The sequence below is a fragment of the Streptomyces sp. NPDC093221 genome, assembly GCF_044753885.1.
GTDB lineage: Bacteria > Actinomycetota > Actinomycetes > Streptomycetales > Streptomycetaceae > Actinacidiphila.
This window is the reverse complement of the sequence record NZ_JBIVOA010000004.1, coordinates 412,543-432,315: the sequence shown is the minus strand read 5'-3', so window position 1 is coordinate 432,315 and position 19,773 is coordinate 412,543. Positions and strand designations below refer to the sequence as shown.

Annotated in this window: 18 protein-coding genes; 5 read left to right on the top strand and 13 right to left on the bottom strand. The window is 72.5% G+C overall.

The window, feature by feature from the left end; all coding sequences use genetic code 11:
• Nucleotides 1-179 precede the first annotated feature (179 nt).
• Nucleotides 180-1,640 (bottom strand): NCS2 family permease, encoded by a 1,461-nt coding sequence (locus ACIQCJ_RS18880; protein ID WP_402711958.1) that lies wholly within the window; start codon nt 1,638-1,640, stop codon nt 180-182.
• Nucleotides 1,641-2,031: 391 nt separating this feature from the next.
• Between ACIQCJ_RS18880 and ACIQCJ_RS18875 the strand changes: the two genes are divergently transcribed.
• Complete coding sequence (locus ACIQCJ_RS18875; RefSeq protein WP_355341238.1) at nt 2,032-2,793, top strand: GntR family transcriptional regulator; 762 nt, start codon at nt 2,032-2,034, stop codon at nt 2,791-2,793.
• Nucleotides 2,794-2,901: 108 nt separating this feature from the next.
• On the opposite strand, the gene ACIQCJ_RS18870 is transcribed toward ACIQCJ_RS18875, so the two are convergent.
• The 3 genes from ACIQCJ_RS18870 to purB form a co-directional block, all read right to left on the bottom strand.
• Nucleotides 2,902-4,059: an ROK family protein gene (locus ACIQCJ_RS18870; RefSeq protein ID WP_355341235.1), complete on the bottom strand. Its 1,158-nt coding sequence runs from the start codon at nt 4,057-4,059 to the stop codon at nt 2,902-2,904.
• Between the two features lie 214 nt (nt 4,060-4,273).
• Entirely contained in the window at nt 4,274-4,822 is a 549-nt protein-coding gene (mug, locus tag ACIQCJ_RS18865) for a G/U mismatch-specific DNA glycosylase (RefSeq protein WP_401311128.1), read from the bottom strand.
• Between the two features lie 37 nt (nt 4,823-4,859).
• Nucleotides 4,860-6,293: an adenylosuccinate lyase gene (gene purB / locus ACIQCJ_RS18860; RefSeq protein ID WP_402711957.1), complete on the bottom strand. Its 1,434-nt coding sequence runs from the start codon at nt 6,291-6,293 to the stop codon at nt 4,860-4,862.
• 328 nt (nt 6,294-6,621) lie between these two features.
• On the opposite strand from purB, the gene ACIQCJ_RS18855 reads away from it, so the two are divergent.
• A complete protein-coding gene (locus ACIQCJ_RS18855; protein WP_402711956.1) occupies nt 6,622-8,475 on the top strand; it encodes a CocE/NonD family hydrolase C-terminal non-catalytic domain-containing protein in 1,854 nt (617 codons plus the stop codon).
• Nucleotides 8,476-8,498: 23 nt separating this feature from the next.
• Here ACIQCJ_RS18855 and ACIQCJ_RS18850 read toward each other — a convergent pair whose 3' ends face one another.
• From ACIQCJ_RS18850 to ACIQCJ_RS18835, 4 genes are all read right to left on the bottom strand, one after another.
• Complete coding sequence (locus tag ACIQCJ_RS18850; protein WP_402712134.1) at nt 8,499-9,320, bottom strand: SGNH/GDSL hydrolase family protein; 822 nt, start codon at nt 9,318-9,320, stop codon at nt 8,499-8,501.
• 183 nt (nt 9,321-9,503) lie between these two features.
• Nucleotides 9,504-10,520, bottom strand: a complete 1,017-nt coding sequence (locus tag ACIQCJ_RS18845) for a hemolysin family protein (RefSeq protein WP_355341220.1) — start codon at nt 10,518-10,520, stop codon at nt 9,504-9,506.
• Nucleotides 10,517-11,938, bottom strand: a complete 1,422-nt coding sequence (locus ACIQCJ_RS18840; protein WP_402711955.1) for a hemolysin family protein — start codon at nt 11,936-11,938, stop codon at nt 10,517-10,519. Before ACIQCJ_RS18840 ends, ACIQCJ_RS18845 begins: the two co-directional genes overlap by 4 nt.
• A gap of 91 nt (nt 11,939-12,029) precedes the next feature.
• Entirely contained in the window at nt 12,030-12,455 is a 426-nt protein-coding gene (locus ACIQCJ_RS18835; protein WP_355341214.1) for a GNAT family N-acetyltransferase, read from the bottom strand.
• A 181-nt stretch (nt 12,456-12,636) separates the two neighbouring features.
• Between ACIQCJ_RS18835 and ACIQCJ_RS18830 the strand changes: the two genes are divergently transcribed.
• Together ACIQCJ_RS18830 and ACIQCJ_RS18825 are read left to right on the top strand one after the other, a co-directional pair.
• Nucleotides 12,637-12,876: an antitoxin gene (locus ACIQCJ_RS18830; RefSeq protein ID WP_355341211.1), complete on the top strand. Its 240-nt coding sequence runs from the start codon at nt 12,637-12,639 to the stop codon at nt 12,874-12,876.
• Nucleotides 12,873-13,277 carry a fic family toxin-antitoxin system, toxin component gene (locus tag ACIQCJ_RS18825; RefSeq protein ID WP_355341208.1) on the top strand — a complete coding sequence of 135 codons (405 nt, stop codon included), beginning with the start codon at nt 12,873-12,875 and terminating at the stop codon, nt 13,275-13,277. The genes ACIQCJ_RS18830 and ACIQCJ_RS18825 overlap by 4 nt, the downstream gene beginning before the upstream one ends.
• 92 nt (nt 13,278-13,369) lie before the next feature.
• Here the strand turns inward: ACIQCJ_RS18825 and bioD are convergent, their stop codons facing one another.
• From bioD to bioB, 3 genes are all read right to left on the bottom strand, one after another.
• Nucleotides 13,370-14,101: a dethiobiotin synthase gene (bioD, locus tag ACIQCJ_RS18820; protein ID WP_355341205.1), complete on the bottom strand. Its 732-nt coding sequence runs from the start codon at nt 14,099-14,101 to the stop codon at nt 13,370-13,372.
• 220 nt (nt 14,102-14,321) lie between these two features.
• Complete coding sequence (locus ACIQCJ_RS18815) at nt 14,322-15,647, bottom strand: adenosylmethionine--8-amino-7-oxononanoate transaminase (RefSeq protein ID WP_402711954.1); 1,326 nt, start codon at nt 15,645-15,647, stop codon at nt 14,322-14,324.
• Complete coding sequence (gene bioB / locus ACIQCJ_RS18810; RefSeq protein ID WP_402711953.1) at nt 15,640-16,881, bottom strand: biotin synthase BioB; 1,242 nt, start codon at nt 16,879-16,881, stop codon at nt 15,640-15,642. Before bioB ends, ACIQCJ_RS18815 begins: the two co-directional genes overlap by 8 nt.
• A gap of 285 nt (nt 16,882-17,166) precedes the next feature.
• Here bioB and ACIQCJ_RS18805 point away from each other — a divergent pair, with 285 nt between their 5' ends.
• Complete coding sequence (locus ACIQCJ_RS18805) at nt 17,167-18,396, top strand: 8-amino-7-oxononanoate synthase (RefSeq protein ID WP_402711952.1); 1,230 nt, start codon at nt 17,167-17,169, stop codon at nt 18,394-18,396.
• Between the two features lie 46 nt (nt 18,397-18,442).
• Here ACIQCJ_RS18805 and ACIQCJ_RS18800 read toward each other — a convergent pair whose 3' ends face one another.
• Nucleotides 18,443-18,676 carry a DUF397 domain-containing protein gene (locus ACIQCJ_RS18800; protein WP_355341196.1) on the bottom strand — a complete coding sequence of 78 codons (234 nt, stop codon included), beginning with the start codon at nt 18,674-18,676 and terminating at the stop codon, nt 18,443-18,445.
• A gap of 11 nt (nt 18,677-18,687) precedes the next feature.
• Nucleotides 18,688-19,557 (bottom strand): helix-turn-helix transcriptional regulator, encoded by an 870-nt coding sequence (locus tag ACIQCJ_RS18795; protein WP_355341193.1) that lies wholly within the window; start codon nt 19,555-19,557, stop codon nt 18,688-18,690.
• Nucleotides 19,558-19,773: the final 216 nt, after the last annotated feature.

Genomic DNA, 19,773 nt, shown 5'->3' with positions numbered 1-19,773 from the left:
GGGCGAGTTGTGACAGTACGGGCCGGTGCGCGACACCGGTCCGGCCAGCAGCCCCGACCGGGCGCCCCCGTCCCGGTCGGGGCGTCGTCCGCCCGGTGCCGCCGCGCGCGGCGCATCCCGCACGGTCCCTCGGCGGCGCCGAGGGACCGTGCGGCGCGTCATCAGACCTCCGTGAGTGCTTACTTGGCGCCGAGCACCTGCTGGAGCGGGTCGATCGCGAAGTACGCCAGGAAGCACACCGACACACCCCACACCAGCGGATGCACCTCGCGCGCCTTGCCCAGCACGATCTTGATCACGACGAAGGACAGGAAGCCCGCGCCGATCCCGTTGGTGATGCTGTAGGTGAAGGGCATCACGGCGATGGTGAGGAAGGCCGGGATGCCGATGTCGTACTGCGTCCAGTCGATGGTGCGGACCTGTGCCATGAGCAGGAAGCCGACGGCGACCAGGGCGGGGGCGGCGGCCTGGGACGGGACGACGCCGGCGAGCGGGGTCAGGAAGAGCGCCACCACGAAGAGCGCGCCGGTGACGACGCTGGCCAGACCCGTACGGGCGCCCTCGCCGACACCCGCGGCGGATTCCACGTAGGCGGTGTTGGAGGAGGCGGAGGCCGCGCCGCCCGCGACGGCGGCGGCGCCGTCGATGAACAGCACGCGGCCGATGTTCGGTACCCGGCCCCGCTCGTCCAGCAGACCGGCCTCGTTGGAGATGCCGACGATCGTGCCCATCGCGTCGAAGAAGTCCGACAGCACGAGGGTGAAGACGAAGAGCGCGGCCGTGACGATGCCCGCCTCGCGGAAGCCGCCGAAGAGGCTGAAGTGACCGATCAGCCCGAAGTCGGGCGTGGACGTCACATGGTGCGGCACCTTGGGCACGGTCAGGCCCCACGCCGAGTCGGGCAGGTCGGCGATCTTGTTGACGACGATCGCCACGATCGTCATGACCACGATGCTGATCAGGATCGCGCCCTTGATCCGCCGCGCGACCAGCGCGACCGTCAGCAGCACACCGAGGCAGAAGACCAGCACCGGCCAGCCGGTGAGCGTCCCGGTCGCGCCGAGCTGCACCGGGACCGTCGTCTTCGCCGCGTCGGGGATACGGCTGGCGAATCCGGCGTCCACGAAGCCGATGAAGGCGATGAACAGGCCGATGCCCACGCTGATCGCCTGTTTGATCGGCTGCGGGATCGCGTTCATGATCGCCTCGCGCAGGCCGGTCGCGACGAGCACGCAGATCAGCAGGCCCTCCAGGACGACCAGGCCCATCGCGTCGGGCCAGCTCATCTTGGGCGCGAGCTGGAAGGCCACCACGGCGTTCAGGCCGAGACCGGCCGCGATCGCCAGCGGGAGGTTGCCGCCGACGCCCATGATCGCGGTCATCACGGCTGCCACCAGCGCGGTGGCGGTGGTGAGTTGGGCGACCGAGAGGTGGTGCCCGAACTTGTCCGTGGCGCTGCCCAGGATGATCGGGTTGAGCACGAGGATGTACGCCATCGTGAAGAAGGTGGCGAGACCGCCGCGTATCTCCCGGCCGGGCGTGGATCCGCGCTCCGATATCCGGAAGTAGCGGTCCAGCGGACTGGCCGCGGGTGGTGGTGCGGACGACGGCTTCTCCGCGTCCACGACGGGTCCTGACATGGTGCTCCTCTGGATTCAACAAACGGTGGAACGAGGGCGGGGCACACGGATTGTGCTCCCCGGTCGGCCGCGGCGGGTTTCCGTGGCGTTACCCCGTATCACCGTCGGGTTTCAGTCATGCCCAGGTCAACACCCGCGTCGTTTCCCACGGACATCACGAACGGCGTCTCAGCACACCGTCAACAACTCATGAACGTCTCGCGCGTCCGCCCCATAGCAGGCCGTCGCGTTCGAGGATTGGTCTTGACCAAGTTCACGAGGCGGCTCTATCTTCGAGACGTAGTAGTGCAAGGACCTTTAATAAATAGTGGTTCGGAAACAAGGCTGAACAAGCCGAGGGCGTGGCCGACAAGCCAGAGCCCGTCGCGGACCCGGTGATTGCGAGGACAGGGTGGGGACCACGCAGCTCGAATCGGTGCAGGAGCCGAAGTACTGGCACCTGAAGACCGTGCTGAACGACGCCCTCGACTCGGAGTTCGAGGTCGGTGAGATCCTGCCGAACGAGCGGGACCTGGCCGCCCGCTTCGGTGTCGCGCGCGCGACGCTCCGGCAGGCGCTCGAACAGTTGGAACTCGAAGGGCGCCTCCAGCGGCGCAGGGGGGTCGGCACCACCGTGGCACCGCCGCGGATGGGCGTGTCCGTGGGACCGGTCGCCGAGGCGTGGCCCGGCTCCGGCCGTGACTCCTGGAACACGGTGGGCTGCGTCGAGGCCGCCGCGCCCGGCCCGATCGCCGCGCTCCTCGGCACCGGCGGCGACGAGGCGGTGCACACCATCCGCCGCGAGCGCGTGATGCGCGGCCAGCACGTCGCGACCGAGCTGCTGTACGTGCCCCCGGCCTCGGTGCCCGAGCTGTCGACGATGCTCACGCCCGCCAACCACGGCCCCGCCGTCCTGCGCGAGCTGCACACGCTGGAGCTGGAGGGCGAGGACCGCTCCGTCGAGCTGGGCTCGGCCAGCGCCCAGGACGCCAAGCAGCTCGACCGGCTGCCCGGCGCGCCCGTCCTGGTCGTCACCACCCGCTACTTCTCCGAGGGCCGGGTCGCCGCCGCGTCGGTGGCCACGTACCGCGCCGACACCTGCCGGCTGACCTTCGGCGACTCGGGTGCTCTTGAGGTCACCCATCACCAGGACGACAGCCGCCAGGCTTCCTGAACCGGGCGGCTGCCCCGGCGGCGAGCGCCCACCGGTCCAGACCACCGGAGGCGCCGAGCCCGGCGGCCGTGCGCCGACCCGACGTCACCATGGCGCGGTACTGATACGTCAGTGCCGCGCCAGTGACGTCTGCTCCACCGCGAAGAGCTGCTCCTCGACATGGTCCAGGGCCAGCCGCAGGGCGCCGGTCGCGATGGCCTCCTGCCCGAGCGCGGACAGCGTCACCTTCGGGGGCCGCAGACAGTAGCGCGCCAGCTCGGAACGGAGCGGCTCCAGGACCCCGTCGAGGCCCGCCGCCCAGCCGCCGACGACCACCAGCTCCGGGTCGATCGCCAGCACCAGCGCGGCGACGTCGTGCACCAGGCGGCGAAGGAAGCGTTCGACGGCGTCCTTGGCCTGTACGTCGCCCTTCTTCGCCAGCGCGAAGACCCGCGCGACCGCCGGTTCGTCGAGCGGGTGCAGCGGGGTGCCGGTGGTCGACAGCAGGTGCTCGGGCGTGACCTCGCGGCCCAGCAGGTGCAGGGCGCCGATCTCGCCCGCCGCGCCGCCGAAGCCGCGGTGCAGCCGCCCGCCGATCAGCGAACCCGCGCCGGGGCTCAGCCCGGCCAGGACGAAGACCACGTCGTCGGTGTCGACCGCGACACCCTTCCAGTGCTCGGCGACCGCCGCGACATTCGCGTCGTTCTCCACCAGCACCGGACAGCGGAAGGAGCGCTGCAGCCGCTCGCCCAGCGGCAGCCCCGTCCAGCCGGGCAGCGCCGTGCTCAGCCGGACCTCGCCGTGCGCCTCCACGATGCCGGGGCTGCCCACGCCGACCGCCCACAGGGTGCTGCGGGCCACCCCGGCCTTGCGCAGCAGCTCGGCGACCGTGCCGCGGACCCGCTCCAGCCGGTCGTCGGCGGACGCGGCCTCGTCGACCTCGCGGCCGTGCGAGCCCAGCACCTGGCCGCTGAGGTCCGACAGCACTACCCGTACCTGGTGCGCGCCGATCTCGATGCCCAGCAGATGCCCGGCCTCGGCGTGGAAACGGAACCTGCGGGCGGGACGGCCCTGCTTGCGCGCGTCGGCGCCCTCGGGGGCCACCTCGACCACCAGGTCCGACTCGGCCAGGCCCTCGATGACGCCCTCGACGGTGGGCCGCGACAGTCCCGTGCTGTGCACCAGCTCGGTCAGCGTCGGGGCCTGCGCCCCGCGCAGCGCATGGAGGACGACCGCGGAATTGATCCGCCGGAGCAGGGATGGGTCCCCGCCGGTGAGCCGCCCCAACGTATGTCCTCCCAGCCTGTACCTGTGTGTGGCGGATCGTACCGGGCGCGGGCCGTCGCGGCGAGTGGTCGCCCGTACCCGCCAAGACGCGTGGCGTCCCGTAAGCGCTGACGGGACGCCAAAACGTCCTACGGGGACGGTGCGCGGGACCGGTGGAGTGCCGGTGCCGCGCGCGGCCGTCCCGCCGGCCCAGGCGGAACGGCAGGGCGGGGGGCTACGGCTTCGGCTCGTGACCCGCGGCGACGCGCAGCCGGGCGAACTCCTCCGCGAGAGCGGCCGGCGACCAGTGCGCGTTGAGGCCGCTGGGGCTCGGCAGCGCCCAGATCCGGGTCGCGCCGATCGTCCGCTCCTGCGGGCCGACCTGGGCGTGCTTGTCCGCGAAGGCCACCCGGTAGGCGGTGACGCCCAGCACGGCGAGCCAGCCGGGCCGGTACTCCTCGACCTTCGCGGTCAGCTGCTTCCCGCCCTCGACCAGCTCCCGCGCCGTCAGCTCGTCGGCCCGCGCGGTCGCCCGCCCGGCCACGTTGGTGATTCCGAGGCCGAGCGCGAGCATGTCCTCCTGCTCGGCCGGGGCGAACCGGCGCGGGGTGAAACCGGAGGCGTGCAGCGCGGGCCAGAAGCGGTTGCCCGGCCGGGCGAAGTGCTGCCCGAGATGCGCGGACATCAGCCCCGGATTGATCCCGCAGAACAGCACCCGCAGACCGCCCCCGATGACATCGTCCAGGGTGCGGTCGCGGGCCGCCGTGAGCTGTTCCGGAGTCATACGGGCTGCCGCCTGCTCGTCCTGCTCGTCCCGGTGGTCAGAGGATCGCGCCGGGGCGGTACGCGGCGGCCCGCGGGTGCGCCTTGGTGACGTCCTCGATCCGCCGGACGACCTCGGCGACCTGTCCGGCCGCCGCGCCCGTGAACGACAGCCGGTCGGCCATCAGCGCGTCGAGACCCGCGCGGTCCAGCGGGATCCGCGCGTCGGCGGCGAGCCGGTCGAGCAGTTCGTTGCGCTCGGTGCCCTGCTCGCGCATGGCCAGCGCGGACGCCACCGCGTTCTCCTTGATCGCCTCGTGCGCGACCTCGCGGCCGACGCCCGCGCGCACCGCGCCCATCAGCACCTTCGTGGTGGCCAGGAACGGCAGGTAGCGGTCCAGTTCGCGGGCGACGACGGCCGGGAAGGCGCCGAATTCGTCCAGCACCGTCAGGAACGTCTCCAGCAGCCCGTCGAAGGCGAAGAAGGCGTCGGGCAGCGCGACCCGGCGCACCACCGAGCACGACACATCGCCCTCGTTCCACTGGTCGCCCGCCAGCTCGCCGGTCATCGACGCGTAACCGCGCAGGATCACCATCAGGCCGTTGACGCGTTCGCAGGAACGGGTGTTCATCTTGTGCGGCATCGCCGACGAGCCGACCTGGCCCGGCTTGAAGCCCTCGGTGACCAGCTCGTGCCCGGCCATCAGCCGGATCGTCTTGGCCAGCGACGAGGGACCGGCGGCGAGCTGCACCAGCGCCGTCACCGCGTCGTAGTCCAGCGACCGCGGGTACACCTGGCCGACCGAGGTGAAGGCCCGCGAGAAGCCGAGGTGGTCGGCGATCCGCTGCTCCAGATCCGCCAGCTTCGCGCTGTCGCCGCCCAGCAGGTCCAGCATGTCCTGCGCGGTGCCGACCGGACCCTTGATGCCGCGCAGCGGATAGCGGCCGATCAGGTCCTCGACCCGCTCGAAGGCCACCAGCAGTTCGTCCGCGGTCGTCGCGAAGCGCTTGCCCAACGTCGTCGCCTGCGCCGCCACATTGTGCGAGCGGCCCGCCATCACCAGCTCCGCGTACTCACCCGCGAGCTGCCCCAGCCGCGCGAGCACCGCGACCGCACGGTCCCTGACGTGCTCCAGCGACAGCCGGATCTGAAGCTGCTCCACATTCTCCGTCAGGTCCCGTGACGTCATGCCCTTGTGGACCTGCTCGTGCCCGGCCAGCGCGTTGAACTCCTCGATGCGCGCCTTCACATCGTGCCGGGTGACCTTCTCGCGCTCCGCGATCGAGCCGAGGTCGACCTGCTCGACCACCCGCTCGTAATCCGCGATGGCCTGCTCCGGCACCTCGATCCCCAGGTCCTTCTGCGCCCGCAGCACGGCCAGCCACAGCCTGCGCTCCAGCACCACCTTCTGCTCGGGAGACCACAAGGTGGCCAGCTCCGCCGAGGCGTAGCGGCCGGCGAGGACATTGGGGATGCGCGGCTTAGCAGTCACGTGCGGAGAGTTTACCGGGTATCCGGGCGGCCGGATTCCGCCGGTCACACGCGCCGGAGCCCTGGTCAGCGGTCCGGGAACGGGGCCGTGACCGCCGCGCGCCGCAGGTGCCCCCGGCGCCGTACCACTGCCGAGTCGACCCGGGTCTGTCGTAGGTCTGCGCCGGGCGTACGCGGCCGCCCGGACGCTTCCGCGCGTCGGTTCGCGCCCTGTCCCCGGTGATCGGCGAGGTCCCACGATCGAGGTGTGGCGATTCGCACGATTTCTGCCACATGTTCTGCTACCCGGTCACCCGGCTGTCCGGGACCGAGACGGAAGGAACACGCTCATGAGCACGTCATCAGGGGACGGACCTCCGCAGGACGAGGTCCGCGCGGTCACCACCGCCCAACTGACCCAGGTCGCCGACAACGGCATCTGGGGCACGGGCGCGAGCGTCAATCCCGACGCGGCCAACCTGGGCGAGGCGCTGGTCGCCGCGTTGCAGGGCAACACCACCCAGAACCTGCTGCCGCGCGACCTGCGCCGGCTCACCGACGACGTGCTGCGGGTCGCCACCGTCGGCTTCCCGTGGATCCGGGCCCAGGACGGGACCCGGCTGGCGGCGCACACCATCAGGCACAACTCCGCGGAACCGCGCCCGCTGGTCATCCTCCCCGCGGGCTGGACCCCGGTCGGCTGGCCGCTGTTCGAGTACGCGCACCTGACCCTGGCCCTCAAGGGCTACCACGTGCTGGCGTACACCCCGCGCGGGATCGGCCTGACCGTGAACATCCCCGGCCACGGGTACGTGGACGGCCCGTTCACCTCGGGCGGCTTCATCGACGTCGGCGGACCCAACGACTGGGCCGACGGGTCCTCGGTGATCGACTACGCGCAGGAGCACTTCGCACCGAGCAGGATCGGATTCCTCGGCGAGTCCTACGGGTCCGGGATCAGCCAGCTCGTCGCGGCGAACGACGACCGGGTGGACGCGGTCGTGGCGCTGAGCACCTGGGGCAATCTGGCCACCAGCCTCTACCACCACGACACCCGGCACCTCCAGGCCGTGGCCGTCCTGCTCGCCCTGACCGGCGGACCCGTGGAGCGCAAATTCGACGAGGCCACCCAGCAGATCCTGGCGGACTTCCACGCGAATCTGAACATGGACAGGGTCGTGGCGTGGGGCACGGAGCGCGCGCCGGAGGCGTACACCGACGCCACCAACGACCGCGGTGTGCCGACCTTCATCTCCAACACCTGGCACGAGGGCCTGTTCCCGGTCAACCAGGTGCTGGCCACCTTCAACCGCCTCACCGTCCCCAAGCGGCTGAACATGTGGATCGGTGACCACGCGGTGCCGGAGGGTCCCGGACTGACCGGACCGCTGGCCGGGCCGACCGGCCCCAACCTCGCGATGGCCGAGGCGTACGCCTGGCTCGACCACCACCTGCGGGGCGAGGCGAACGACGTGCCCGACTGGCCGCAGGTCAACAACCAGATCATGTTCACCTACGAGACCCGGCCGGGCACCGGCACCGGAGACGACACCGTCGTCACCCCGGCGCGGCGCGAACCCCGGCAGACCTGGGGCGACGTCACCGTCTCCACCGAACGCTGGTATCTGGCCAACACCGGGGCCGGGCGCCGGGACGGGTCACTGACCGAGGAGCCCGCGCCCGGCTGGTCGCGCGGGTTCATCGCCGGGCACCTGACCGAGGCCACGGCGGTGGACGGGATCGTGGCGACCGGCAAGGCCGAGTGGAACGGCAATCCGAAGACCTACGAGACGGAGAAGTTCGACCGGCAGCACCTGGCGCTGTGGGCCACCGATCCGCTGCCCGCGGGCGCGGACCGGCACGTGGCGCGCCGGATTCGCGGCATCCCCGAGGTCCGGCTGACCGTGCGCAGCTCCGCCGCGTCCACGACCCTGGTCGCGTACCTCTTCGACATCGCCGAGGACCGGACGGCGCGGATCGTCACGCACGAGCCGTACACCCTGTCCGACCTCGTGCCCGGCCAGGACACCACCGTCACCTGGCAGCTCCAGGCCGCCGCCTACGACGTGCCCGTCGGCCACCGGCTGGCCCTGGTCGTCAACAGCAAGGACAAGCTCTACTCCGACGCCGACGTCGAGGGCAGCACGACCACCGTCAGCTCCCCGCCGGGAGAGGAGTCCCACCTGGACCTGCCGCTGGGCTGACGGGCGACCCGTCGTACGGCGGATCAGTCGTCGTACGACGGACCGGCCGCCCACGGCAGCAGGTCGGGGCGCTTGGCGGGGCGGCCGTCGCCGGAGGAGCGGCCGGTGAGGCGGCGGCCGATCCACGGGACGAGGTGTCGGCGGGTGAAGCGCAGGTCGGCCGTGCGGCGGGCGGTCCAGCCGGGGCGGACCGCCGGGGGGAGACCGACCGTCCAGTCGGACTCGGCGGGATGGCCGAGGGTCTGCCAGACGGCCTCGGCGACGCGCCGGTGGCCGTCCGCCGTGAGGTGGAGCCGGTCGTCGGCCCACATGCGCTGGTCGCCCAGGACCTCGGCGCCGTAGAGGTCGACGACCAGGGCGCCGTGGCGGGCCGCGAGGTCGTCGAGGAAGGCGAAGAGCTGTTCCATCCGGGGCAGGAAGCGGGCGGCGACCGGCCCGCGCCGGGCGGGGCTGCGCATCAGGACGAGCTGGCCGCAGGCCGGCGCGAGCCGTTCGACACAGCTCTCCAGGACCGCGCAGACCTCCTCCACGTCGCACTTGGGCCGCAGCACGTCGTTGAGGCCGCCGACCAGGGTGATCAGGTCGGCGCCCATCGCGGCGGCCACGTCGACCTGGTCCTCGGAGATCTGCCGGATCAGCTTGCCGCGCACGGCGAGATTCGCGTACCGGAAGCCCGGACCGTTCCCCGGCACCGGCTGCTGACCGGTCCCGGTCGCGGTCCGGTCCACGATCCCGTCCCCGTCCCCGTCCCCGCCCCCGGTCGCGGTGCGGGAAGCGGCGGCGAGGCGGGCGGCGAGCAGGTCCGCCCAGCCCCGGTAGGACCCGTCGGGCAGCAGGTCGGACATGCCCTCGGTGAAGGAGTCGCCGACCGCGACGAAGCTGCTGTACGCGGCCGGCGTCCGCGCGCCCGCCTCCGCGCCCGCCTGTGTGTATGTCTGTGCGTCATTCTGCATGGCGCCGGAGATCCTATGCGACCGCTCAGGCGCAGCGGCAACGAGGTCGGGACCCGTACCGGTCGCCCCGGCCGGTCAGGGGCGTCCGGGACCGACCAGCTCCTTGAGCACGTCCTCCATCGTCACCAGCCCGATGCCGCGCCCCGCGTCGTCCACGACTGCCGCCAGGTGGGCGCTGCCCGCCCGCATCGCGGTGAGGACGTCGTCCAGCGGGGTGGCGGCGCCGACGCGGGTGATGTGCCGCAGGGCGGTGCGCCGGAAGGGCGCGTCCCGCGGATCGGCGTCCAGCGCGTCCTTGACGTGCAGGTAGCCCAGGACCCGGCCGTCGGGGTCGGCGACCGGGAAGCGGGAGTAACCGGAGTCGGCGGCGAGCGCTTCCAGGCCCTCGGGCGTGATGCCCAGCGGCGCGCGTACCACCCGCTCGGGCGGCACCACGATCTCGCCGATCGGCCGCCTGCCCAGCTCCAGGGCGTCCCGCAGCCGCTCGGCGGCCCGCTCGTCGAGCAGCCCCGCCGCCCCGGCGTCCACCACCATCCGGGACAGCTCGTCGTCGGAGAAGACGGCCGCCACCTCGGAGCGCGGCTCCACCCGCAGCAGCCGCAGCAGCGTGTTGGCGAACGCGTTGATCGCGAAGATCACCGGCCGCAGCGCCCTGGTCAGCCCCACCAGCGGGGGGCCGAGGACCAGCGCGGACCGCACCGGATCGGCCAGCGCGATGTTCTTCGGCACCATCTCGCCGAACAGCATGTGCAGATACGTGGCCACGGCCAGCGCGATCACGAACGCGATGACGTGGATCGCGCCCTCCGGCACGTGCACGGCGTGGAACACCGGCTCCAGCAGGTGCGCGATGGCGGGCTCGGCGACGATACCGAGCACCAGCGTGCACACGGTGATGCCGAGCTGCGCCGCGGCCAGCAGCGGCGAGAGGTGTTCCAGACCCCACACCACGCTGCGGGCGCGGCGGTCGCCGCTCTCGGCGAGGGTTTCCACCTGGCCGCGGCGTACCGAGATCATGGCGAATTCGGCGCCGACGAAGAACGCGTTCACCACGAGGGTGAGCGCGCCGATGAGCAACTGGACGACGGTCATCGGTCACGTCTCCGCTCGGCCGTGCCCGCGGTGTTGCCGGGCGTGGTGCCCGCCGTGGCGCCGGGCGTGCCGCCCGCCGCCCTGTCCGCGGCGGCGGGGGGCCGGGCCGCCCGCGCGGGGGAGATCAGCCGGGCCCGCGACGCCCGGTGCCCGCTCGCGTCGGTGACCTCGATCCGCCAGCCGTCCAGCTCGAAGGCGTCGCCGCGCGCCGGGATACGGCCGAGGCGCTGGGCCACCAGACCGGCCAGCGTCTCGTACGGCCCGTCGGGGGCGTGCAGCCCGATCCGCTCCAACTGGTCCTCGGTACGGGTCGCGCCGTCCGCGTCGTAGATCCGCCGCCCGTCCGGCGCCTCCCGCAGGAAGAGCAGGTCGGGAAGCTCGTGCGGGTCGTGCTCGTCGCGGACCTCGCCCACGACCTCCTCCACGATGTCCTCCATGGTCACCACGCCCGCCGTGCCCCCGTACTCGTCGATCACCACGGCCATCGAGCGCCGTCCGCCCAGCCGGTCGAGCAGCCGGTCGACCGTCAGCGTCTCCGGCACCAGCAGCGGTTCGCGCAGCAGCTCGGTGACCGGCACGCGCGGGCGCCGGTCGGCGGGGACCGCGAGGACGTCCTTGATGTGGGCGGTGCCGATCACCGAGTCCAGGCTGCCGCGGTAGACGGGGAAGCGGGACAGGCCGGTCGCGCGGGTCGCGTTCGCCACGTCCTCGGCGGTGGCCTGCGCTTCGAGCGCGGTGACCTGGACGCGCGGCGTCATCACGTTCTCCGCGGTGAGCTCGGCGAGGTTGAGGGTACGGACGAACAGCTCGGCGGTGTCCGCCTCCAGCACACCCTCCTTGGCGGAGTGCCGGGCCAGCGCGGCCAGCTCCTGCGGGCCGCGCGCCGACGCCAGCTCCTCCGCGGGTTCGAGGCCCATCGCGCGCAGCACCCGGTTCGCGGTGTTGTTGAGGTGGTGGATCAGCGGGTGGAAGGCGGCGGTGAAGGCGCGCTGCGGCGCCGCCACGGCCTTGGCGACCGGCAGCGGAGTGGAGATCGCCCAGTTCTTCGGCACCAGCTCGCCGACCACCATCAGCGCCACCGTGGACAGGGCGGTGCCCAGCACCAGGGCGACGGAGGACGACGCCGAGTCCGGCAACCCCGCGGCCCGCAGCGGCCCGCGCAGCAGCTCCGCGATCGAGCTCTTGGCGAGCATGCCGATGACCAGCCCCGTCACGGTAATGCCGAGCTGCGCGCCGGAGAGCTGCACGGTCAGTGTGCGGACGGCCGCCAGCGCCGCCGCGGCGCCGCGCTCGCCGTCCCGCGTCGCGCGCTCCAGCTCACCGCGCTCGATCGTGGTCAGGGAGAATTCGGCCGCGACGAAGACGCCGCAGGCGAGGGTGAGCAGTACGGCCACCAACAGCAGAAGTGTTTCAGTCATCCGGTCACCTCGGTCCCATGATCGGCCACGACCGGGCCGACCGCTCGGTATTGGCGGTCCGGGGCCGGCCCGGTCGTCGCTCGGTGGACCGTCATGAGGTGAGCGGTTTGGTCCACCGGCGCCAGCGGGACTCGCGGGTGTACCCGGCCGCTCTCCAGGCGTGCTGCGCCCGCTCGTTGCGTTCGAGCACCATCGCGTCGCCGCGCCTGCCGCCGAGTGCGGTGAAGCGGCGTTCGGCGGCGTCGAGCAGCGCGGTCGCTACGCCCTGACGCCGGGCGTCCGGGTGGACGGCGAGGCGGTAGAGGTGGCAGCGCCAGCCGTCGAAACCGGCGATGACCGTACCGACGAGGTCGCCGTCCCGCTCGGCGAGGAGCAGGGCGCCGGGGTCGCGGGCGATCAGTCGTTCCACTCCCGCCCGGTCGTCGCTGATGCTGGTGCCCTCGGCCGCGACCCGCCAGAAGGCGAGGACGGGCAGGGCGTCGGAGGGGGTGGCGGTCCGAAGGTGAAGATCGCTCATCACCGCAGCCAATCACCGCACCGATTTCCGGGTGGGGAATTCCGGCATGCGAGATGAATGTCGTTCATGCCCTGCCAACGGTCGAAGGCCCCGATCCGTCCCCGGGGGGCGCGGGAGGTTCCCGGCGTTGCCGCGGAAGGCGCCCTTGCCGCTACTAGCGCCACGGCGCTAGCGTGGACGCATGTCGAAGACCCAGTTGAACGTTCGGGTGGACGAAGCCACGGCCGAGACGGCCCGGCAGCGCGCGTCGCAGCGCGGTATCAGTGTGAACCGCTATATCGAGGAACTCGTCCAGCAGGACGAGGGCGAGAACGGCAAGGCATTCGTCGAGGCCGCCGCCGACTTCATGAAGCGTTACGAAGAGGTCTTCGCCGAGGAGTTCGGCACCCGGGCGGCCGCCCGGGGTGAAGGCGCGCGTTGACCCTCCGTATCGACCTCGCATGGCTGCTGATGGTCGCCGAGCACTACACGCCGGGCGACCCGCAGGTGACCGACTGGGGCGCGCTCGTCGCGGCCGTCAGCAGGCACGACGCGGAGATCTTCGGCACGCCCGTCTACACCGACACCCACACCCGCGCCGCCGCCATGCTCCAGTTGCTCGTGCACGTCCCGGCGCTGGAGGAGACGAACGCGCTGTTCGCCTCAGCCGTGGCCTACGCCTACCTCGTCGCCAGCCGCCTCAAGCCCTCCATGACGCCGGAACAGGTACGTGACCTGGCCCGGCTGGTGAAGGACGGCTCGGCGCCGCTGGACCGGATAGCCGACGAGCTGCGCACCTGGACGACGGAGGCGGAGCTGGGCCCGGCCGGACAGGTCGGGTAGCGGCGCGCTCGCGGTCGCCCGTACGTACGGCTGCGCCCGCTCGCGGTCGCCCGTACGTACGGCTGCGCCCTGTCCGGCGATGCCCCGCGCGGCTACGCCTTGTACGGCGCCGGGGCGAAGACCTCCGCGAAGGCCGCCGCGTCCCAGGTGCCGCCGAGCTGCGGGGCCAGCCAGTCGGGGGCGGCGGTGCGGAAGGCGGCGGGGGACAGGGCGCCGGCGGCTTCCGGCAGCGCGCCGAGCAGCGGCGCCTGCGCGACCTCGGGCAGGTCCGCGATGTTGCAGCGCTCGGCCAGCTCCGGCTCGGCCCGCCAGCTTCCGATGATCACACCGATGCAGTCGACCTTGCGGGCGCTGAGCGCTTCGACGGTCAGCGCCGTGCTGTTGAGGGTGCCGAGCCCGGCCGGGGCGACCAGCAGCACACGCGCCCGCAGCAGCGCCGCCGCGTCGGCGAGGGTCGAGCCCTGCTCGTCGTAGCGGACCAGCAGCCCGCCCGCGCCCTCGACCAGCACGACGTCGTGCACCGCGGACAGTTTGGCCGCCGCCTCGGCGATGTCCTCGGGGCCCACCGGCCGCAGCCCGGCGCGGCGGGCCGCCGTCGCGGGCGCCAACGGCTCGGGGTAGCGGGCCAGTTCGGCCGCCGTCACCGGACCCGCGAGCCTGGCCACCTCCGCGGCGTCCCCCTGCTCGCCGTCCGCCACGCCCGTCTGGGCGGGCTTGAGCACGGCCACGCTCAGCCCCTGCGCGAGCGACGCGGCGGCCACGGCGGCGGTGGCCACCGTCTTGCCGACCTCGGTACCCGTTCCGGTGATGACCACGATGGCCATGGTGTCGCTCCGTTCCTCGTTGCCGTGCCATGTCATGTCGCCGTGCCGCTCCGGGCGCCGCGCGTGTGCCCGGAGCGTACGGTCCCGGCGCGCCTCGTACCCGTGCCGGGACCGCTCATTGCGCCCAATTGGTGACGAGCGCGGTCAGCTCGTACGACGTACGCCGTACGGCGCGCGATATGTCGGATGCCGTGCGCCTGCCGCCAAGGACGCGGTCCGGTCAGCCCGCGACGGCCGCGTCCCGTACCGCCGCGCAGATCCGCGCCACGTCGTCGTCGCCCGTCACATAGGGCGGCATCGTGTAGACGAGGTCGCGGAAGGGCCGCAGCCACACCCCGGCGCGCACCGCGGCGGCGGTGGCCGCCGCCATGTCGACCGGGTGGTCGAGCTGGACGACGCCGATCGCGCCGAGCACCCGCACATCGCGGACACCGGGCAGCGCGGCGACCCCGTCCAGGCCCTCGCGCAGCCCGGACTCGATGCGCTTGACCTCCAACGCCCAGTCGTGGTCGAGCAGCAGGTCGACGGAGGCGCAGGCGACGGCGGCGGCCAGCGGATTGCCCATGAAGGTCGGGCCGTGCGCCAGCACCGGCACCTCGCCGCGCGAGATGCCCTCGGCGACCTCGCCGGTGCACAGCGCCGCCGCCATCGTGAGATAGCCGCCGGTCAACGCCTTGCCGACGCACATCACATCGGGGCAGACCCCGGCGTGCTCGGCCGCGAAGAGCGTGCCGGTGCGGCCGAAACCGGTGGCGATCTCGTCGAAGACCAGCAGGACGTCGTGTTCGTCGCACGCCTCCCGCAGCACCCGCAGGTACTCGGGGGAGTGGAAGGACATGCCGCCCGCGCCCTGCACCACCGGCTCGACGATGACGGCGGCCAGCTCGTCGGCGTGCCGTCCGATCAACTCCCGCAGATGCGCGGTGTACACGGCGTCGGGCGCCGCGTCGAAGCCGGGCGGCGGGGCGTCGGCGAAGATCTGCCGGGGCAGCACGCCCGACCACAGCTCGTGCATGCCGCCGTCCGGATCGCACACCGACATCGGCTGCCAGGTGTCCCCGTGGTAGCCGCCGCGCCAGGTCAGCAGCCGCTGCTTGCCCGGCCTGCCCAGCGAACGCCAGTACTGGAGGCACATCTTGATCGCGACCTCGACCGACACGGAACCCGAGTCGGCGAGGAAGACATGCCGCAGCGGCTCCGGCGTGATCTCCACCAGCTTGGCCGCGAGACGTACGGCGGGCTCGTGCGTGAGCCCGCCGAACATCACATGACTCATCCGGTCGAGCTGGGCGTGCGCCGCGTCGTCCAGCACGGGGTGCCGGTAGCCGTGGATCGCCGACCACCACGACGACATGCCGTCGACCAGTTCGGTACGGCCCTCGGCGGGCGCCGCGAGCCGCAGCCGTACGCCGGAGGCGGACGCGACGACAAGCGGCTCCTGACGGCCGGGCATCGGGCCGTACGGATGCCAGACGTGCTCCCGGTCCAGCGCCAGCAGCGTGTCCGGGTCGAGCGGCGCGTCGGACGAGGGGCAGGGCTCAGGCATTGGGCGGCAGGTCCGTCCCCGCGCCGCGTCGCCGTACCGCCACCAGATCGGGGCGCGGGCCCTCGGCGCGTACCGGTTCCGTCCGCACCGTCTCGGTCCGCACGGGCGCCGCGCTCGCGGCGGGTGCCGCGTCCTCGGCGTGGCCGCAGGGGCCGCAGCCGCCTTCGTGCGAGCCGCACACGGAGCCGGAAGCGTGGGAACCGCAGCCGGTCGCCGCCTCCGCGACGTCGGCGCGGTGCGCGGGCAGCGTGGACGTCCCCGCGCCCTCCACCTCGAAGCCCGCGTCGGCGATCATGTCGAGGTCGGCCTGGCCCGCCTGGCCCTCGCTGGTCAGATAGTCGCCCAGGAAGATCGAGTTGACCAGGTGCAGGGCGAGCGGCTGCATCGTGCGCAGGTGCACCTCACGGCCGCCCGCGAGCCGTACCTCGACGTCCGGGCAGACGAACCGCGTCATCGCCAGGATGCGCAGGCAGCGCTGCGGGGTGAGATTCCACTCCTTGGCCAGCGGCGTGCCCTCGAACGGGATCAGGAAGTTCACCGGCACCGAGTCCGGGTCGAGCGCGCGCAGCGAGAACACCACGTCCACCAGGTCCGCGTCGCTCTCGCCCATGCCCGCGATCAGCCCCGAGCACGCGGACAGCCCGGCGGCCTGCGCCTGCCGCACGGTGTCCACGCGGTCGGCGTAGGTGTGCGTCGTGGTGATGTCGCCGTAGGTGTTCTCGGAGGTGTTGAGGTTGTGGTTGTACGCGTCCGCGCCCGCCGTCCGCAGCCGCTCGGCCTGGCCGCCGGAGAGCAGGCCGAGGCAGGCGCACACCTCGACGTCCTCGTTCTGGTCCTTGATGGCCGCGATGGTCGCCGAGACCCGGTCCACGTCGCGGTCGGTGGGACCGCGCCCGCTCGCCACCAGGCACACCCGCTTGGCGCCGCCCGCCACCCCGGCGCGCGCCGCCGCGGCGGCCTCGTCGGGCTTGAGCCAGGTGTACTTGAGGATCTCGGCCTTCGAGCCGAGCCGCTGCGAACAGTACGAGCAGTCCTCGGGGCACAGCCCGGACTTGAGGTTGACCAGGTAGTTCAGCTTGACCCGGCGTCCGAACCACTGGCGGCGCACCTTGCCCGCGGCGGCCACCACGTCGAGCAGTTCGTCGTCGGAGGTCGCGAGGACGGCAAGCGCCTCGTCCCTGGTGGGCAGCTCGCGCCGCAGCCCCTTGTCCACGAGAGTGGTCAGCAGATCCATAGGGGCGATCCTCGCGCACGACGGCACCCGCGGCCAATGGCGGACCGCACAACTCGGGTGGCTACTGGTGTGTGCATCACCACACCCTGTGCATGTGTGCGGGCCAGTACGTTGCTGATGACGTCCGTGTGAGGGGGCGCGCGGCCCGACCAGAAGTGCCGCTGAACCGAAGTGCCACTGAAACGCTGAGCCGAAGAACCGCTGAACCGAAAAGCCGCCGATCCGCCCGACCGGCTCGCGCACCGATCCACCCGATCCATCGACCCGCCGACCCCAGGGACACCCGTGAAGAGCACCGACCCCGCCGACCCGCACGCCTCCGCCGGGAGCGACACCGCCGACCCGTCAGGTCCCTTCGGCTGGATCGCGGAACAGGCCAGGATCAGGCGCGAGGCCGGGCTCCGGCGGGAGTTGCGCCCCCGCCCGGCGGACTGGGAGCTGCTCGACCTCGCGGGCAACGACTACCTCGGCCTGACCCGGCACCCCGAGGTCACGCAGGCGGGCGCCGACGCCTGCCTGCGCTGGGGCGCGGGCGCCACCGGCTCCCGGCTGGTCACCGGCAGCACCGCGCTGCACGCGGAACTCGAAGCGGAGATCGCCGACTTCACCGGCTTCGAGGCGGCCCTGGTCCTCGCCTCCGGCTACGCCGCCAACCTCGCCGCCGTCACCGCGCTGACCGGCCCCGACACCCTGCTGGTCTCCGACGCCGCCAACCACGCCTCACTGATCGACGGCTGCCGCCTGTCGCGCGCCACCACCGAAGTGGTGCCGCACGCCGACCCCGAGGCCGTACGCAAGGCGCTCGGCGCGCGGGCCCGGCGGGACGCCGACGCGTCCCGGTCCGGGGGAGCGCCCTCCGTCGTCGTCAGCGACTCGGTGTTCTCGGTGGACGGCGACGCGGCGCCGCTGCCCGCGCTCGCCGCGGCCTGCCGCGAGTACGGTGCCGCGCTGCTCGTCGACGACGCGCACGGCTTCGGCGTGCTGGGCGAGGGCGGGCGCGGCGCGCTCGCGGCGGCCGGACTCGCCGGGGCCCCCGACGTGGTGGGCACGGCGACGCTGTCGAAGGCGTTCGGCGCGCAGGGCGGTGTGGTGCTCGGCCCCGCGGCCGTCATCGAGCACCTGGTCAACGCCGCCCGCACCTTCATCTTCGACACCGGTCTCGCCCCGGCCGCGGCGGGCGCCGCCCTCGGCGCGCTGCGGCTGCTGCGGCGCGAGCCGGAGCGCGCCGACCGCGCGTTGCACGTGGCCCGCGCCTTCCACCGGATGCTGACCGCCGCGGAGTTGGACGCGACCGCGCCCGACGCCTGTGTGGTGTCGGTGCGCGCGCCCTCGCCCGAGGCGGCCGTCGAGTGGGCGGCCCGGTGCCGGGCCGCGGGTCTGGCCGTCGGCTGCTTCCGGCCGCCGTCCGTCCCCGACGGGGTGTCCCGGCTGCGGCTGACCGCGCGCTGCGACCTGACGGACGCGCAGGTCGCGGGCGCGGTGGACGTCATCGTCCGTACGGCGCCGCGCGGTTGAGGGCGCGGCCCGCCGCCGTCCGTCCGCCGCAGGAACCGAACCGGTCCTACGCGGGGCCGAGGTCGTCCCGGCGCAGCGCCCCGACGAAGTGCGACCAGGCACCCGGTGGGAAGAGCAGCGCGGGCCCCTCCTGGTCCTTGGAATCGCGGACGGCGAGCAGCCCCGACGCCAGTCTCGCGGTCTCCACGCAGTTGTTCGCGGCGGTGCTGTGACTGCTCCTCCGCCATGTCACGCCGGAAATCGACGCGCTCGAGGAAACGTACCCGGACTGTGCCGCCATGGTGGCCTCCTTTATGCGCCTGCGAATCGCGACATCTCCCCGGCGATCTTACTGATCAACGCGACGGACTCGTCGCGAGGAAGGGCAATGTTGCTCAATCGGGTGAAAGCGGCGCCGTAAGCGGTGATGTCTTCTTTTCGATCGACGTAGAGACTACTCGTCAAATGATCGATAACAACCACGTCGAGATCAGCGATGCGCGGAAATGAGAAGATAACGAACGAACCCGTAACTCCTATGTGGCCTCCGGCACCGAAGGGCAGCACCTGGAGCCGGATCTGCGGCAGCGCGGCGGCGCGTTCCAGTGACCGCAACTGATCGGACATGACCGCGGGGCCGCCGACCACGCGGCGCAGCACGGCCTCGTCCAGCACGGCCCACAGTTCCAGCGGCTCGTCCTGGCGCAGCACCGCCTGCCGGGCGATCCGCACGTCGACCAGTGCGCCGGCCTCGCTCCGGGTCAGATGCGGCATGACGTCGCGGGTGAGCGCCCGGGCGTAGGCGGGGGTCTGGAGCAGGCCGGGCACCACGCTGTTCTCCATCGAGCGGGCCCGGCTGGCACCCGCCTCCAGGCTGATGAAGTCGCGGTACTCCACGGGCAGTACGTCGCGGAAGTCCTGCCACCAGCCGCGCTGTCTGCCCTGACCTGCCAGCGTGCCCAGCAGGTCGCGCAGATCGCGGTCGCGCACCTCGTAGACATCGAGCAGCACATCGACGTCCTCGGCGCTGACGCTGCTGCGGCCGGTCTCGATACGGCTGACTTTCGACTGGTGCCAGCCGGCCGCCTCGGCGACCTGCTCGCTGGTCATTCCGGACAGGTCGCGGAGTCGGCGCAGTTCGCCGCCGAGCTTGCGTCGTCGTACGGCGGGGACCCGTTCCATGGCCTCTCGCACCTCCTGAAGTGAGGGATGCCGGTAGTCGGGCGGTCATTACGACAGTGTGCCGACCAAATGCGTATCCACGTAGCAGAGTTCACCGATTTGAGCGACAGATATATGCATTGCGCGGTGGACCGTCCGAAACGGCGGCACGATTAGTGGCAGTCTGGCGCGAACCAGCCACTTCCGGGCGTGGCCCGGAGAGCCCGCGCCGATACC

What these genes read in the sequence shown, in the direction of transcription:
- bioB (WP_402711953.1), bottom strand. Translation starts at nt 16,881, where the DNA reads ATGGATCTGCTGACCACTCTCGTGGACAAGGGGCTGCGGCGCGAGCTG.
- ACIQCJ_RS18835 (WP_355341214.1), bottom strand. Translation starts at nt 12,455, where the DNA reads ATGAGCGATCTTCACCTTCGGACCGCCACCCCCTCCGACGCCCTGCCC.
- ACIQCJ_RS18850 (WP_402712134.1), bottom strand. Translation starts at nt 9,320, where the DNA reads ATGTCCGACCTGCTGCCCGACGGGTCCTACCGGGGCTGGGCGGACCTG.
- ACIQCJ_RS18815 (WP_402711954.1), bottom strand. Translation starts at nt 15,647, where the DNA reads ATGCCTGAGCCCTGCCCCTCGTCCGACGCGCCGCTCGACCCGGACACG.
- mug (WP_401311128.1), bottom strand. Translation starts at nt 4,822, where the DNA reads ATGACTCCGGAACAGCTCACGGCGGCCCGCGACCGCACCCTGGACGAT.
- ACIQCJ_RS18845 (WP_355341220.1), bottom strand. Translation starts at nt 10,520, where the DNA reads ATGACCGTCGTCCAGTTGCTCATCGGCGCGCTCACCCTCGTGGTGAAC.
- ACIQCJ_RS18840 (WP_402711955.1), bottom strand. Translation starts at nt 11,938, where the DNA reads ATGACTGAAACACTTCTGCTGTTGGTGGCCGTACTGCTCACCCTCGCC.
- ACIQCJ_RS18800 (WP_355341196.1), bottom strand. Translation starts at nt 18,676, where the DNA reads ATGGCGGCACAGTCCGGGTACGTTTCCTCGAGCGCGTCGATTTCCGGC.
- ACIQCJ_RS18880 (WP_402711958.1), bottom strand. Translation starts at nt 1,640, where the DNA reads ATGTCAGGACCCGTCGTGGACGCGGAGAAGCCGTCGTCCGCACCACCA.
- ACIQCJ_RS18830 (WP_355341211.1), top strand. Translation starts at nt 12,637, where the DNA reads ATGTCGAAGACCCAGTTGAACGTTCGGGTGGACGAAGCCACGGCCGAG.
- ACIQCJ_RS18855 (WP_402711956.1), top strand. Translation starts at nt 6,622, where the DNA reads ATGAGCACGTCATCAGGGGACGGACCTCCGCAGGACGAGGTCCGCGCG.
- bioD (WP_355341205.1), bottom strand. Translation starts at nt 14,101, where the DNA reads ATGGCCATCGTGGTCATCACCGGAACGGGTACCGAGGTCGGCAAGACG.
- ACIQCJ_RS18795 (WP_355341193.1), bottom strand. Translation starts at nt 19,557, where the DNA reads ATGGAACGGGTCCCCGCCGTACGACGACGCAAGCTCGGCGGCGAACTG.